The organism is Micromonospora sp. NPDC049171, assembly GCF_040648275.1.
Taxonomy (GTDB): Bacteria; Actinomycetota; Actinomycetes; order Mycobacteriales; family Micromonosporaceae; genus Micromonospora.
This window is the reverse complement of sequence record NZ_JBEZDJ010000005.1, coordinates 95,342-110,506: the sequence shown is the minus strand read 5'-3', so window position 1 is coordinate 110,506 and position 15,165 is coordinate 95,342. Positions and strand designations below refer to the sequence as shown.

14 protein-coding genes are annotated in these 15,165 nt (G+C 74.0%); 5 read left to right on the top strand and 9 right to left on the bottom strand.

The window, feature by feature from the left end; all coding sequences use genetic code 11:
- Positions 1-19 precede the first annotated feature (19 nt).
- Together AB0B14_RS08355 and AB0B14_RS08350 are read left to right on the top strand one after the other, a co-directional pair.
- Positions 20-1,651: a RecQ family ATP-dependent DNA helicase gene (locus AB0B14_RS08355; RefSeq protein ID WP_357522102.1), complete on the top strand. Its 1,632-nt coding sequence runs from the start codon at positions 20-22 to the stop codon at positions 1,649-1,651.
- Positions 1,652-1,718: 67 nt separating this feature from the next.
- A complete protein-coding gene (locus tag AB0B14_RS08350) occupies positions 1,719-2,222 on the top strand; it encodes a hypothetical protein (protein ID WP_357069092.1) in 504 nt (167 codons plus the stop codon).
- A 124-nt stretch (positions 2,223-2,346) separates the two neighbouring features.
- Here AB0B14_RS08350 and AB0B14_RS08345 read toward each other — a convergent pair whose 3' ends face one another.
- Entirely contained in the window at positions 2,347-3,969 is a 1,623-nt protein-coding gene (locus AB0B14_RS08345; protein WP_357069090.1) for an MFS transporter, read from the bottom strand.
- Between the two features lie 91 nt (positions 3,970-4,060).
- On the opposite strand from AB0B14_RS08345, the gene AB0B14_RS08340 reads away from it, so the two are divergent.
- Positions 4,061-4,825 (top strand): TetR/AcrR family transcriptional regulator, encoded by a 765-nt coding sequence (locus AB0B14_RS08340; protein ID WP_357069088.1) that lies wholly within the window; start codon positions 4,061-4,063, stop codon positions 4,823-4,825.
- 13 nt (positions 4,826-4,838) lie between these two features.
- Here AB0B14_RS08340 and AB0B14_RS08335 read toward each other — a convergent pair whose 3' ends face one another.
- The 8 genes from AB0B14_RS08335 to AB0B14_RS08300 are packed head-to-tail and all read right to left on the bottom strand — an operon-like array spanning position 4,839 to position 13,433.
- Positions 4,839-5,822 (bottom strand): DNA topoisomerase IB, encoded by a 984-nt coding sequence (locus AB0B14_RS08335; protein WP_357069086.1) that lies wholly within the window; start codon positions 5,820-5,822, stop codon positions 4,839-4,841.
- Entirely contained in the window at positions 5,806-6,759 is a 954-nt protein-coding gene (locus AB0B14_RS08330; protein WP_357069083.1) for a glycosyltransferase family 9 protein, read from the bottom strand. Before AB0B14_RS08330 ends, AB0B14_RS08335 begins: the two co-directional genes overlap by 17 nt.
- Positions 6,756-7,457 carry an SDR family oxidoreductase gene (locus tag AB0B14_RS08325; RefSeq protein WP_357069081.1) on the bottom strand — a complete coding sequence of 234 codons (702 nt, stop codon included), beginning with the start codon at positions 7,455-7,457 and terminating at the stop codon, positions 6,756-6,758. Before AB0B14_RS08325 ends, AB0B14_RS08330 begins: the two co-directional genes overlap by 4 nt.
- The gene (locus AB0B14_RS08320; protein ID WP_357521988.1) at positions 7,454-8,878 is read right to left on the bottom strand and encodes a PfkB family carbohydrate kinase; all 1,425 of its coding nucleotides are present in this window, start codon (positions 8,876-8,878) and stop codon (positions 7,454-7,456) included. Before AB0B14_RS08320 ends, AB0B14_RS08325 begins: the two co-directional genes overlap by 4 nt.
- A 16-nt stretch (positions 8,879-8,894) precedes the next feature.
- Positions 8,895-9,587, bottom strand: coding sequence for an SIS domain-containing protein (locus AB0B14_RS08315; RefSeq protein WP_357522100.1), 693 nt, complete (start codon positions 9,585-9,587; stop codon positions 8,895-8,897).
- Complete coding sequence (locus tag AB0B14_RS08310) at positions 9,584-10,801, bottom strand: glycosyltransferase (RefSeq protein WP_357069077.1); 1,218 nt, start codon at positions 10,799-10,801, stop codon at positions 9,584-9,586. Before AB0B14_RS08310 ends, AB0B14_RS08315 begins: the two co-directional genes overlap by 4 nt.
- Positions 10,786-11,760: a glycosyltransferase gene (locus AB0B14_RS08305; RefSeq protein WP_357069075.1), complete on the bottom strand. Its 975-nt coding sequence runs from the start codon at positions 11,758-11,760 to the stop codon at positions 10,786-10,788. The genes AB0B14_RS08310 and AB0B14_RS08305 overlap by 16 nt, the downstream gene beginning before the upstream one ends.
- The gene (locus tag AB0B14_RS08300) at positions 11,757-13,433 is read right to left on the bottom strand and encodes an HAD-IIIA family hydrolase (protein ID WP_357069073.1); all 1,677 of its coding nucleotides are present in this window, start codon (positions 13,431-13,433) and stop codon (positions 11,757-11,759) included. Before AB0B14_RS08300 ends, AB0B14_RS08305 begins: the two co-directional genes overlap by 4 nt.
- Before the next feature lie 154 nt (positions 13,434-13,587).
- Here AB0B14_RS08300 and AB0B14_RS08295 point away from each other — a divergent pair, with 154 nt between their 5' ends.
- Both AB0B14_RS08295 and AB0B14_RS08290 read left to right on the top strand, forming a co-directional pair.
- Complete coding sequence (locus AB0B14_RS08295; protein WP_357069071.1) at positions 13,588-14,034, top strand: SRPBCC family protein; 447 nt, start codon at positions 13,588-13,590, stop codon at positions 14,032-14,034.
- A complete protein-coding gene (locus AB0B14_RS08290) occupies positions 14,031-15,032 on the top strand; it encodes an SDR family oxidoreductase (protein WP_357069069.1) in 1,002 nt (333 codons plus the stop codon). The genes AB0B14_RS08295 and AB0B14_RS08290 overlap by 4 nt, the downstream gene beginning before the upstream one ends.
- Positions 15,033-15,165 lie beyond the last annotated feature (133 nt).

The window sequence follows — 15,165 nt, the reverse complement described above, 5'->3', positions numbered from 1 at the left end:
CGGGTACCTCCGGCCCTCGATGAAACTGTCCACGCACTCGATGACGTTGCGCCGCGCGGCCCGCAGCCTTTTCGGCTGGAAGGCGCTGCGGCCCAACCAACTGGCCGCCATGCGCGCGGTGATGAAGCGACGTGACGCCCTGGTGGTGTTGCCCACCGGTGCCGGCAAGTCGGCCATCTACCAGATTCCGGCCAGTCTGATCCCCGGCCCCACCGTGGTGATCTCCCCGCTGCTGGCCCTCCAACAGGACCAGATCGCCTCGCTCAACGAGCGGCAACGCCCGGAGCTGCGGGCGGTGCGGATCAGCTCGAACGAGTCGCCCACCCAACAGGCCCAGGCGATCACCGAGATCCGCGAGGGTCGGGCGGAGTTCCTGTTCATCACACCGGAGCAGCTGAGCAACCCGGACCGGATGGCCGAGGTCGCCGCGCTGAGGCCGGCGCTGGTGGCGATCGACGAGGCGCACTGCATCTCGGCCTGGGGACACGACTTCCGGCCGGACTACCTGGCGCTCGGGCACCTGATCGAGGGCATCGGCCGGCCGCCGGTGGTCGCGCTGACCGCCACCGCCTCCCCGCCGGTACGCGACGACATCATCGCCCGGCTGCGGCTGCGCGACCCGGAGGTGGTGGTCTCCGGGCTGGATCGGCCCAACCTGTTCGTCGAGGTGACGCACTGCCCCGACGAGGACTACCGGTGGCGGCGCCTGATGACGATGCTGCGCGACGAGGGGCGGCCGGGCATCATCTACGTGCCGACCCGCCGCGCCGCCGAGGAACTGGCCACCCGGTTGACCGACGCCGGCTTCCCGGCGCAGTTCTACCACGGCGGCATGCCCGCCGGAGCCCGCGCGGAGCTGCACGAGGCGTTCCTCGCCGACGAGGTCCCCATCATGGTGGCGACCTCGGCGTTCGGCATGGGCATCGACAAGCCGAACATCGCCTGGGTGGTGCACATGGCACTGCCGGACTCGCCGGACAGCTACTTCCAGGAGATCGGCCGGGCCGGGCGCGACGGGCAACCGGCCCGGGTGCTGCTGCTCTGGCGGGCCGAGGACGTGGGCCTGCAACGCTTCTTCAGCGGCGGCCTGCCGGACGCCGACGAGCTACGCGACCTGGCCGCGCTGCTGCGGCGCAAGCCGGCCACCAAGACCGAACTGCGCGAGACCACCGGCCTCGGGCCGCGCAAGCTGGGCCAGTATCTCTCCCTGCTGGAGCAGATCGGCGCGGCCGAGCCGCGGGCCCGGCAGCGCGTCGGCGCGCCCCGCTACTCCCCCAACCCGACCGAGGCCGCCGCGGCGGCACTGGCCGAGGCGGAGCGCCAGCAGACGGTGACCCGGTCCCGCACCGACATGATGCGGGCCTTCGCCGAGACCAGCGCCTGCCGGGGGCAGACCCTGCTGGCCTACTTCGGTGAGCAGATGGCCGAGGTCTGCGGGCACTGCGACAACTGCCACGCCGGCACCAGCGTCGCCGACCAGGGCGCGGTCGGGCCGTTCCCGGTGCACAGCCAGGTGCGTCACCCGGAGTGGGGGCGCGGCATGGTGCTCTCCTACGAGGACGACAAGATGACGGTTCTCTTCGATGAGGTCGGGTACAAGACGTTGTCGGTGCGCGTGGTGTCCGAACAGGGCCTGCTGACCCTGGACTAGCCTGACCCGGGCACCGGTGCGGGGCCCGTGGATTGACCACACTGAGCAGGGCGGAAGGGGCGTTGCCGTGATCGAGCAGCCGGCGTACACCGGGTTCGGTTTCTCCGACGGGGAGTGGGGGCTGCTGGTCGGCCTGCCGCAGTCGGTGCTGACCGCGGCGAGCGCCGCCGAGTCCGACGGCACCCGCCGGACCATGGCGGAGACCGCGGCCGGGTTGGAGACCATCTCCGCTGGTCGGGAGTCGGCCAGCCCGCTGGTCGCCGCCGTGGCCGGCGAGATCGTCACCCGGGTCGGTGACCCGGACACCGGCGAGGAGTTGCCGGCCATCGCGCCCGCCGACCCCGCGGCGTACATCGACGACGTGCTGCTGCGGGCCGGCGAGGCCGGCGCGTTGCTGGCCGCGCGGGTCGACGAGGGCGAGGCCGGGGCGTACAAGCACTGGCTCGTGAAGATCGCCGAGCAGGTGGTGGGCGCCGCGTCCAGCGGCGGGCTGCTGGGCATCGGGGGCGAGACCGTCAGCGATTCCGAGCGGCGCTTCCGCGACCGGCTCGCGCACGTGCTCACCGACTGACCGACCGGCCTGTCGACTCGGCCGGCCTCCTGGCGCTTGATCGACTCGGTCTCCTGAAAACCGCGGCTTCCCCACGTCTGGGACGGCCCGCTTTTCAGGAAACCGAGTCGATCATGTCGGTCGGCTACGCCTCGGCCGACGCCCCGGCGCGCGACGCCGAAGCCGCGCCCGGCGCCGAAGCCGCCGGCAGCGCCCCGGTCGCGGGCGGGTCGGCCGGCAGCGCCCCGGGTACGTCGGCCGGTCGGACGCCGCGCAGCGTGGTCAGCGCGGCCACCGCGCCCAGCAGCATCGCCAGCATTGCCGCGATCGCGGCCAGGTGCAGACCGTCGGTGAAGGCGACCCGGGCGGCGTGCAGTACCGCGTCGCCCAGGTCGGCGGGCAGCCCGTTGGCCACGGCCAGGGCACCGCCCAGCGTCTCCCGGGCCGCGTCGCGGGCGCCTTCCGGCAGCCCGGCGGGCAGCCCGTCGAGCACCTCCCGCCGGTAGACCGCCGCGCCCACGCTGCCGAGGAGGGCCATCCCCAGGGCGCCGCCCAGTTCGCTGCTGGACTCGGTCAGCGCCGACGCGACGCCGGCCTGCTCGGGCGGTGCCGCGCCGAGGACCAGTTCGGTGACGAGCGACATCACCAGCACCAGGCCGCCCGCGTAGATGCTGGCGCCGACCAGCAGCACCCACAGCGCCGAGTCCGGCGTGACCTGGGTCAGCACCGCGAAACCGAGCACCGCGATCGCGAAGCCCGCACCGATCAGGTACGCCCGTTCGACGCGCTGGGCGAGCGCGGCGGCGGCCGGTGCGACTCCGCCCACCGCGAGGGACGGCACCAGGCTCCACAGTGCCGCGCGCAGCGGGCTCAGGCCGAGCACCAACTGGAGGTGTTGGGTGGTGAAGATGGCGAAGCCGACGATGGCGAACATCGCCAGCACGTTGACCGCGAGCGACCCGGCGAAGCCGCGGCGGCGGAACAACGCGAGGTCGACCATCGGGTACGCCCGGGTCCGCTGCCGGTGCAGGAACAGCGCGCCCACCAGCAGGCCGGCCACGATGACGAGCACCCGTGGCGCGCTGACCCCGTCGCGGGCCATCTCCTTGATGCCGTAGATCACCGGCAGCAGCGCGCCGAGCGACAGTGCGGCGCTGAGCAGGTCGAACCGCCCGGTCGCCGGGCTGCGGAACTCGGGCACCAGGAACGGGACGAGCAGGAGCAGCAGCAGCATCGCCGGAATGTTGATCAGGAAGATCGAGCCCCACCAGAAATGCTCCAGCAGGATGCCGCTGAGCACCGGCCCGATGGCGATGCCGCCGGTGAGGGTGGCGGTCCAGATGCCGATCGCGGTGCCGCGCTGCTTCGCGTCGTGGAACATGTTGCGGACCAGGGCGAGCGTGGAGGGCATCAGGGTGGCCCCGCCGATGCCGAGGACGGCGCGCGCGGCGATCAGCGTCGCGGCGCTGTCGGCGTACGCGGCGAGCAGCGACGCCGCCCCGAACGCGGTCGCGCCGAGGAGCAGGAGTCGGCGGCGGCCAATCCGGTCACCCAGTGCGCCCATCGTGATGAGCAGCCCGGCCAGTACGAAGCCGTACGTGTCGAAGATCCACAGCTGTTGGGTGGCGGTGGGACGTAGTTCCTCGCTGATGAACGGGACGGCGAAGTAGAGCACCGAGACGTCCATCGAGACCAGGAGCAGCGGCAGCATCAGCACCGTGAGCCCGATCCACTCCCGCCGGCCCGCCCGCGGTGCCGGTGTGGTCATCGTCGTCATGATCCAGCCCCCTTCTGCGTATGGCATACGCTGTTATGCGTAGACCATACGCAGAACTAGGATGGCGAGGCAAGGAGGAAAAGTGGCGGCGAAGACAGACGACAGCGGGCCGGTTCTACCGCCGGCCATCGAGTACGCCTGGGGACTGCGGGACCGGCCCCCCAAGGGCCCCCGGCCCGGCATGAGCGTGCCCGCCATCGTGGACGCCGCCGTACGCGTGGCCGACGCCGACGGGCTGGCCGCGGTCTCGATGAGCCGGGTGGCCAAGGAGTTGGGCGCCGCCACCATGGCCCTCTACCGCTACGTCGGCTCGAAGGACGAGCTGCTGACCCTCATGGTGGACGCCGGGTACGGCCCGTCGCCCGGCCCGCCCCCGCCGGACACCGACTGGCGCGCCGGGCTGACCCGGTGGGCCTGGGCCGAGCACGACGTGCTGCGGCAACGATTCTGGCTGCTGCACGTGCCCATCACCGGCCCACCGATCACCCCGCAACAACTCGGCTGGATGGAGGACGGGCTGCGCTGCCTCGACGGCACCGCGCTCGCCGAGGGCGAGAAGATGTCCACGCTGCTGTTGCTCACCGGATACGTGCGCAACGAGGCCACCCTCGCGTCCCAGATCGCCGAGGGCAGCCAGGCCACCGGCGCCAAGCCGAGTGAGATGATGCCGGCGTACGGCCGACTGCTGGCCCAGCTCATCGACCCGGCCCGCTTTCCGGCCCTGCAACGGGTGCTGGCCGCCGGGGTGCTCAACCAGGACGACGACCCCGACGACGAGTTCACCTTCGGCCTGGACCGGATCCTCGACGGCGTCGACGCCCTGATCCAACGGCGAGCGGCGACCTGAGCCCGCGGCCCGGTCAGGCTTTCTCCAGCAACTCCAGGACGACCCGCTCGGCCTCCTCGCGGGGTGCCCGCGGGTCCACCGACGCCACCACCCCGTCGTGGTAGAGGTCGACCACCCGCGGGTCCACGTACGACGCACGGGCCACCGTCGGGGTGTTGCCCAACAGGCCGGCCACCTCGCGCATCACGGCAACCACCGCCTTGCGCCGGGCCGTCACCGAGCGAGCCGGGCCGGCGGTGGCCAACTCGGTGGCGGCGAGCACCGTGGCGTGCCAGGTGCGGAAGTCCTTGGCGGTCATCTCGCCGCCGCTGGCGTCGCGCAGGTAGCCGTTGACCTCGTCGCTGCGCACGTCGCGCCACTCCCGGCCGTCCCAGTAGCCGAACAGCCGGTCGGCCCGTCGCCGGCGGCTGCGCAGATTGAGCAACACCTGGCACAGCTCCGGGTCCTCGATCCGGCGTACCTGCTCGATGCCACCCTTCGCGGGAAACACGAAGACCACGCAGCCGCCCCGGGACCGGGCGTGCTCGGGGCGCAGGGTGGACACCCCGTACGTCGGGTCGTCGCCGGCCGCGTACTGGTCGCTGCCGACCCGGAACATCCCCATGTCCAGCAGACGGGCCACCGTGGCCAGCACCCGGTCCCGGCCCAGCCCCCGGCCGTCCAGGTCCCGCCCCACCCGCTCGCGCAGCGCCGGCAGTCGTCGGGCCACCTCCAGCATGTGGTCGAACTTCGCCTCGTCCTGCTTCTCCCGCCACCGTGGGTGGTAGACGTACTGCTTGCGCCCGGCCGCGTCGATCCCGATCGCCTGGATGTGCCCGTTGGCGTGCGGCGCGATCCAGACGTTCTGCCAGGCCGGCGGGATGACCAGCTCCCGCAGCCGGGCCAGCACCTGCGGGTCCCGAACCGGATCTCCGGCCGGGTCGACGAAGAGCCAGCCCCGTCCGCGCCGGCGCCGTCCGTACCCCGGTCCACCCGGGTCGCTACGCCGCAACCGCACCGGAGACCCGCACCACCCATTCCACCTCGGCCACGGCGGCCAGCACCTCGTCGGTGCGCAGAGCCGCCATCGTCGGGTGGCTTCCTACCCCGTCCCACCCCGGCCAATCGCCCTCGCCGGCCCAGAGCACCCGGTGCCGGGGGCGGTCCACCGGCGGCCCCCAGTGCGCCGGCGGCACCGGCCCGAACAGCACGACCGACGGCGTACCGAACCCGGTGGCCAGGTGGGCCACCCCGGTGTCCGCGCTGACCACCAGACGGGCACCGGCCACCAGCGCGGCGAGCGCGCCGAGGTCGGTCCGCCCGGCCAGCACCTGGTCGGGCCCCAGGCCGGCCGCGTCGGCCACCCGCGCCGCCAACGCCCGTTCGTCGGCCGAGCCGGTGAGCAACACCCGGTGGCCCTGCTCGGTGAGCGCCCGGGCCAGCGCGGCGAACCGCCGCGCGGGCCACCGCTTGGCGGCGATCTTGCTGCCGGGGTGCAGCACTGTGACACCGGTGGGCAGCCCGGTCGCCCCGGGCCGACGCAGACCGAGGTCGGTGCGGTCGGCCGCGATGTCGTACCAGGACAGCAGCCGACACCACCGGTCCACCTCGTGCTCGTCGACGGACCACCGCGGACCGTCGACGTGGCCGGCGTCGGCGTTGGCGAAGGCGAGCAGCCGACCGGGTCGGGTGGTCGCCAGCACCCGGTGCGACCGCGGGCCGCGCCCGTGCAGGTTCACCGCGACCGACACCGCCGACCCGACCCGCGGCGGCCGGTCCAGCCCGGCGGTGTCCACCAGCCGGTCGACACCGCCGACCAGGTCGACGAGCGGGGCCAGCCAGGCGGGCGCGGCGAGCGCCAACTCCCGACCGGGGTACGCGGCCCGCAGCGCCCGCAGCGCGGGCACCGCGGTCACCAGGTCGCCGACGCCGAGGGCGCGCAGCACGAGGATCACGGGTACGAGGTCTCCTGCTCGGCGCAGACCACCAGCTCCCGCACCGCGCAGCCGGGCGGCTGGTTGAGCGCGAACATGATCGCGGCGGCGGTGTCGGCGGGATCGTTGAGGATCGCGTCCGGCCCCGGCTTGTACTGCGGGTCGCGCTCGTCGAAGAAGGACGTGCGCATCCCGCCGGGGATGAGCAGCGTGACGCCGACCTGACCGGCGAGCTCGGCGGCGAGGGCGCGGGTGAAGCCGACCACACCGAACTTCGCCGCGCAGTAGGCGGTGGCGTCGCTGACCGCCTTGACGCCCAGCGTGGAGGCGACCGTGACGATGCGGCCCCGGGACGTCAGCAGGAACGGCAGGGCGGCCCGGATCACCGCCGCGGTGGCCAGCAGATCCACGGCGATGATCCGGTCCCAGGTCTCCCCCGGCACGTCGGCGAGTCGACCCGGGACGTCCGTTCCCGCGGCGGTGACCACCGCGTCCAGGCCGCCGGCCTGCTCGGCGAGGTGCTGGGTGGCCACCTCGGCGGCCCGGGTGTCGGCCAGGTCGCACTCGGTCCAGGACACCCCGTCGGCCGGCGGTTGCCGGTCCAGGACGACCGGCCGCCCACCGGAGGCGGCCACCGCGGCGACCACCGCGGCACCGAGCCCACTGGCACCACCGGTGACCAGGACGGTGGGCCCGGCACCCGGCCGCGTGGCGGTCATCGGGTCCGCTCCGCGAGCGTCCGGACGATCATGTCGGTGGTGGAGCGACCGTCCAGGTAGGGCACCACCACCGTGTTCCCGCCCCACCGTTTCAGGACCTCCGCCTCCGGCAGGGTGGCGGCGGCGTCGCCACCGCCGGTGGCGTAGTCGCCACCCTTGACCCAGAGGTCCGGTCGGACCCAGGACAGGGCCGCGTCCGGGGTCGGCTCGTCGAAGATGAGGACCGCGTCGACACAGCTCAGGGCGGCCAGCAGCCGAGCGCGGTCGCCCTCGGACATCACCGGTCGATCCGGCCCCTTCAGCCCGGCCACGCTGGCGTCCGAGTTCACGCAGACGATCAGGCAGTCGCCGAGTTGTCGGGCGGCCTGCAGGGTGGCCACGTGCCCGGCGTGCAGCAGGTCGAAGCAACCGCCGGTGGCCACCACCGTGCCGCCGGTGGCCCGTACCTCGGCAAGCAGCGTGGCGACCGGCGCGACGCCCACCCGGTCACCTCCCAGGCCGACGACGCTCGTCGGCATGGGCCGTGCCGGCGGCGGCAGTGCCGCCGCCACTCCCCCACCGGCGACGTACGCGGACGCCTCGGCGACCGCCGCCTGCACCGCCTCGGAGACCAGCGCGCCCTGGGCCAACGCCAGACTGGCGGCCGCCGCGAACCTGTCGCCGGCCCCGCAGGTGTCCCCCTCGGCGCTGCCCGGGGTCGGCACCACCAACGGCGTCGACCCGGCATGGCAGAGCAGCGCGCCGTCCCCGCCCAGCGTCACCGCCACCGCACCGGCCCGCCAGCGTCGCCGCAGCCCCTGCGCACCGCGCGACGCGGCGGCCAGCCGGGAGGCACCGGGCAGTGCGGGGACCAGGTCACGCACCTCCGACTCGTTCGGGGTGGCCAGATGGACGCCGGGGATCGCCGCCGGGCCACGGGGGTGCGGGTCCCACACCACCGGCGCGCGGGTGGCGGACAACGCGTCACGCAGCGCGGGCTGCCGGGCCACCCCCCGGCCGTAGTCGCTGACCAGCACCGCGGACGCCGCGCCGATCACCCGCAGCACCTCGTCGGAGGGCTGACCCGGCTCCCCGGACGCACCGCCCCGGTCGTGGCGCAGCAGCACCCGACCCCGCGCCCGCAGCCGGATCTTCTCCGGCGTCGCACCAGACAGGGCCAGCGGAAACACCTGCACGCCGGCCGCCGCGAGCAGCGCGCTCAGTCGGGCCCCGCCGGCATCGTCGGCGAGCGCGGTCACCAGCACCACCTCGGCGCCCTGCGCGGCGGCGAACACCGCCGCCAGACCGGCGCCACCCGGTCGGTCGCTGGCGGCGGTCTCGTCCAGGACCGGCACCGGCGAGTCCGGGCAGAGCCGGTTCACCACCCCCTCCACGTCCCGGTCGAGCAGGGTGTCCCCGAGCACCACCACCGGTCCCCTCACGCTTGCCTCCCCATCCTCACGCGTCGACCTGCTGTCCGGGCCCACCGTCGAGCACCACCTCGACGCCAGTGCGCACCGGTGCCGGCTGCCCCGCCGCGGGGTGGACAGCCACCGGATCGGCGACTGCCGCCAGCGCGGCGGGCAACTCCTGTTCGAGGTACTCGCAGAGCAGATGACTTGTCACCAGGTGCAACTCCTGGACGACCTGGGTGTCCGGCGACGCCACGGCCAGCACCTCGTCGCAGGCGTCGGCGAGGGAATTGGGAGCCCCGCCGGTGAGGGCCCAGGTCGTCAGGCCGACGTCGCGGGCGGCCTGGGCGGCACGGACCAGATTGGGGCTGGTGCCGCTCGTGCTGAGCAGCAGCAGGACGTCGCCGCGACGACCGTGTGCGCGCACCTGACGGGCGTACACGTCGGTGTAGCCGTAGTCGTTGGCGATGGCGGTGAGCGCGCTCGTCTCGGCGTGCAGCGCGATCGCGGACAGCGGCTGACGGTCGTGGTGAAGCTTGCCGACCAGCTCGGCGGTGAGGTGCTGGGCCTCCGCCGCGCTGCCGCCGTTGCCGGCCACCAGCAGCCGCCCCCCGGCGGCCAGCCGGTGGGCCAGGTCCGCACCCCAGCGCGCCAGCTGCGACTCACACCGCCGGTACGGCACCAGCGCCGCCGCGAGGTTCGTCAGGTGGGTGTCGAGCAGGCTCCCCGCCGGCATCAGGCCACCACCCGGGCCGGCCGGCGGACGGCGGCCACCTCGCTGTAGACCTCGACCAGCCGCTCGGCGGTGGCCGCCCACGAGTACCGCGCCCGTGCCCGCTCACGCGCCGCCGTCGCGTACGCGAAGCGCCTGATCCGGTCGTCGAGCAGGCCCTGGATCGCGGCGGCCAGCGCCTGCGGGTCCCGGGCCGGCACGAGGTCACCTGTCGTCCCGTCGACCACGGTGTCCCGGATGCCGCCCACGGCGGTGCCGACGACCGGCACCCCACAGGCCATCGCCTCCAGCGGGGTCAGCCCGAACGGCTCGTACCAGGGTGCGGCGACCAGCAGGTCCGCCGAGCGGTACCAGCGGCCCATCTCCTCCCGGGGCACCGCGCCGACCAGGTGCACCCGGTCGGTGACCCCGCACGACTCGGCGAGGGCCCGCAGCCGCCGGGCGTACGGGTCGGTCTCCAGCAGCCCCTCGGGTGGGCCGCCGACGACCACGCACTCGGCGTCCGGCACCAGTGCCATCGCCCGGATCACGGTCTGGAAGCCCTTGCGTTCGACAAGCCGGCCCACGGTGAGGATCCGGGCGCGTCCCGGATCGCGGTCGGCGGCGGGCCCGAGCGGGGCGAACGTGCCGAGGTTGACCCCCGACGGCACCACTGTCATCCGGGACCGGGGCACCCCCATCCGGACCAGTTCGCCCACCTCGTCGCGGCACTGCGCCACGATCCGGTCCACCGAGCGGCCCAACTCGCGCTCGTAGGACACCCGCCGGGCCGGGCTGGTGTCCTGTACGCCCTGGTAGCGGCGCTTCACCGTGCCCAACGCGTGGTACGTCTGCACCACCGGCACCCCGGTCTGCCGACCGGCCGTCAACGCCGCCAGACCACTCATCCAGAAGTGCGCGTGGATCACCTCGGGCACCCAGTCCCCGCCCCGCCAGCGCTCGATCAGCCACCGACTGAACTCCCGCATGTGCGGCAACAACGCGTCCTTGGCCACCGGCTCGGCCGGGCCGGCCGGCACGTGCACCACGTCGTACCCGTCCGGGCTGCGTACGGTCACCGGCAGGTCGAACGCGTCCCGGCGGGTGTAGACCCGCACCTCGTGCCCCGCGGCGGCGAGCGCGGCGGACAGCTCCGCGACGTGCGTGTTCTGACCGCCGGCGTCCTCCCCTCCGAGGACGGCGAGCGGGCTGGCGTGCTCCGAGATCATCGCGATCCGCATACTTCCTCCTCCAGCAGCCGGTCCCAGTCAGCGAGGAAACGGTCGAGGCCGTACCTGTCCCGCGCGGCGGTTCGCGCCGCCGCGCCGGCCTGGCGCGCGGTCGCCGGTTCGGCGATGAACCGGCGGGCGGCGTCGAGCAGGGTGTCGGTCCGGGTGGCGAGGGCCCCCGCCTCCGGGGGCACCGCCGTCACCGCCTCGGTGGTGGCGAGCGCGACGACCGGCATGCCGATCGCCATCGCCTCGATGAGGCTGAGCCCGAGCGAGGTCCACCGGCACAGGTGCAGGTACGCGCGCCGCCGGGCCAGTTCGGCGTGCATCCGGTCCTGGGGCACGTCGTCGTGGCTGGTGAGCCGGTCGGCGGGCAGCCCGAGGTGGTCGGCCAGGCCGGCGACGCCCATCCCGAACACGTCCAGCGGCGCGATCTCGGCGAACTGGGGCAGCAGGTCGGTGCCGGTGACCCGACCTCGTCGTACCGGCTCGTTGATCACCACGGCGAGTCGGTCGAGCTCGCCGGTGTAGGTCGCCGAGGGAGCGACGATGCCGTGGTCGACCACCGTGGTGCGGGTGGCGCCGGTGTCCCAGAAGATCTGGTTGAACCCGGTGACGTGGGCGATGAGCAGGTCGTCGCGGTCGGCCATCGGGTGCCGGGTATTCGGCACGTCGCCCTTCGGGGTGTTGTGTTCGACGTAGATCGCGGGCAGGTCGCGGCCGGGGCGGCGGCGCAGCCACTCCTGCGCCCGGTCGATCTCCTCCGGCCGTTGCAGGATGACCAGGTCGACGTCGGTGTCCGGCAGGTCCTCCGGGGTGACCTCGACCGCGCTGTCCGGCCAGGGGTAGGTGCGGGCCCGGCCGAGGCCGTACGGGCCGCGGTCGGGTGTGGTCGGAATCAGGTAGCGGTGACTGCCGTGCACGAACGACGTGGTCCAGGAACCGTGCACGTGCCAGAGCAGGATGTTCATCGTCGGCCACCACCGCTGACGGCGAGCGTCCGCAGCGCGTCGACCACCTCGTCCGGGTCGACACCACTGAGGCAGGGGTGCCCGGGGACCGGGCAGCTGGCCGCCCGGGTGTCCCGGCAGGGCGCGGCGGCGTCGCCGAGCCGGACGGTGGGCACCCGGTAGGGCCCCCACTGGCCGAACGGCACGGTCGGCGCGAACAGACTCACCACCGGTACGCCGGTCGCGGCGGCCAGGTGCGCGGGGCCGGTGTTGCCGACCACGACCGCGCTGGCGTCCGCGACGATCGCGGCCAACCCGGCCAGGTCGGTCCGACCCCCCAGGTCGGTGCCGCCGGCAGCCGCCACCCGGGCGGTGATCCCACGCTCGTCGGGGCCGCCGGTGACCAGCACCCGATGCCCGGCGGCGGTCAGCGCCCCGGCGATCCGGGTCGCCACCTCGGGCGGGCAGGCCCGGCTCGACGCGGCCGAGCCCGGGTGCAGCACCACGTACCCCGGGTCGCCGAGCTCGGCCGGGCGCGGCGCCACGGCGTCGCGGCGCAGCCGGAGCACGGGCTCGTCGCCGTCGGGCAGCCGATGGCCGGCGGCGGCGGCGAGGGAAAGGGCCCGCTCGGGTTCGGGCACACCCACCGGCACCCGGTGCCGGATGTCCAGCAGCGAGCCGGGGTAGTCGTCGCTGATCGCCGCGATCCGGCCGATCCCCGCCATCCGCAACAGCAGCGCCAGCGGCAGGGCGGACTGGTGGAACGAGGTGAACACCACCGCCTGGTCCGCGCCGACCGCGCCGAGGCGGGCAGTGAGGCTCCGCACCGACTCCGGGTCGACCGGCCCCGGCGTGCTGTCGATCCACGGCAGCGGGTACTCGATGATCTCGTCGATGCCGGGCAGCAGGTCGGCGGCGGCACGGCCGCGTGGCCCGCACAACAGCACCACCCGCTGCGCTCCGGCCGCGACGGCGCGGATAGCCGGCCCGGTGACCAGCACGTCCCCCGCCGAATCCGACCGGACCACCAACGCGGTCCGCACCGGGTCCCCCGACGCGGTCACCGGTTGCACGGCCTGTTGGCGGCGCAGGATCTCGTCCACCGCCGCCGGCAGATCGTGGGCCACCCAGCCGGCGGCGGCGATCTCCTCCGGCCGGGTCACCGGGGTGGGCACCAGCACCCCGGCGGCGCCCGCGGCCAGCGCGGCGGCGACGTCCCGGCCGATGTCGCCCACCATCGCGCACCGGGACGCGGTCGTGCCCAACTCGCGGGCGGCGGCGTGCACCAGGCCGGGTGCCGGCTTGCGGCAGGTACAGCCGTCGGCGTCGTCGTGCGGGCAGATCAGCCACGCGTCGAACCGACCCAACAGCTCCTCGACGCGGGCGTGCACCGCCCACATCTGCTCGGCGCTGAAGAAGCCCCGGGCCAGGCCCGACTGGTTCGTCACGACCGCCAGGCGCAGCCCGGCCGCCCGCAGCCGGTCCAACGCCGCCCGCGCCCCCGGCACCGGCCGCACCTTCTCCGGGTCACCGTTGTACGGCACGTCCTCGATCAGGGTGCCGTCACGGTCGAGCAACACCGCGTCGTACAGGACTCCCGCTGAGCTGTCGACGGACCTGGAACCGGCGCGGTCAGCAGTGGCGTATGCCCGGGCTGACCTGCGCTGATACGGATCCTCCTGGTCCTGTCGCACAGCCGGCGGGTTCCCTGCGCCCCGAGGAGTAAACGTCGCCGCGGAGGCGCCGGACCGGTGCCGCCGGCAGTGCCCGTGTCGGCCTTACCCGCCGTGCCGGAGAAGCTAACCCGCCAGCCGTTAGCCCCTGCCGTGCTCAGGGTATGGGAGCCCAGTGGCGATTGTGGAGAAAGTGATCGACGCTCCCCCGCAGCAGGTGTTCGACGTGCTCGCCGACGGGTGGACGTACAGCGACTGGGTGGTCGGGACAGCTCACGTACGCGACGTGGACGACGCCTGGCCCCGGGTGGGCAGCCAACTGCACCACCGCGCCGGACCGTGGCCGTTCTCCCTGCAGGACGCGTCGACGGTGTTGGTCTGCGAACCGCCGCACCGGCTCGTGCTGAAGGCCGGTCTCTGGCCGGCCGGCGAGGCGATCGTGGCTTTCACGCTGCAACCTGTCGACGGGGGCGCCACCCGGGTCCGCCTCGGGGAGGACTTCGCCGCCGGTCCGCTGCGCTGGGTCCGCAACAAGGTCAACGACCTGGTGCTGCACCTGCGCAACCGGGAGACGCTGGACCGGCTCGCCGACATCGCCACCCGACAGAAGGGGACATCGTGACGCAGACCGTGGTGGTGACCGGGGCGAGTGCCGGCGTCGGTCGGGCCGTCGCGCACGCGTACGCGGCCCGGGGCGCCCGGTTGGCGCTGCTGGCCCGGGGCGAGGCGGGTCTGGCCGCCGCAGAGCGGGAGTGTCGCCTGCGCGGTGCCGCCGACGTGCGCGGGTACCGCGTCGACGTGGCCGACGCGGGTGCGGTGCAGCAGGCCGCCGACGACGTGGTGCACCGGTGGGGCGGCATCGACCTGTGGATCAACAACGCGATGGCGTCGGTGTTCGCCCCGGCCTGGGAGATCCCGGCGCGTGAGTTCCGCCGGGTCACCGAGGTCACCTACCTGGGCACCGTGCACGGCACCCTGGCCGCGCTGCGGCACATGCGGGCGCACGGGCGGGGCACGATCGTGCAGGTGGGCTCGGCGTTGGCCTACCGGGGGATCCCGCTGCAGTCGGCGTACTGCGCGAGCAAGCACGCCGTCCAGGGGTTCAACGACTCGCTGCGCGCCGAGCTGCTGCACGACTGCCCCGGGGTGAAGCTGTCCATGGTGCAGTTGCCCGCGATCAACACACCGCAGTTCTCCTGGGTCCGCACCCGGCTGCCCCGGCACCCGCAGCCGGTGCCGCCGATCTTCACGCCGGAGTTGGCCGCCCGGGCCATCGTCTGGGCCGCCGACCGTGGCACCCGGGAGCTGAACGTGGGCGGCCCGACGTGGCAGGCCCGACTGGCGGACATCCTGTTTCCCGGCCTGCTCGACCGGAAGTTGGCCCGCGACGGCTACGAGAGTCAGCAGACCGGCGAGAAGATCGATCCGCGTACCTGGCGGGACAATCTCGACAAGCCCGGCGACGACGACACGGACCGGGGCACCGAGGGCGTGTTCCACGACCGGGCGCGCAACCGGTCGGCGGCGCTCTGGGTCGGCACCCACAAGCCGGCGCTGTCCGGTGTCGCGCTCGCCGCGGCGGCACTAGCCCTCACCGCCGTGGCCCGTCGCCGACGCTGACGCAACGCCTGCGACCAGCGGGATCGATGCCCACACCCGGTACGGCACCGCCGTGCGCAACGCCCGGTAGGGGTGCCTCTTCAACCCGAATGTGACAACTGGATACCCTTTCCGGGAGCCCCCTGTCCGCAAA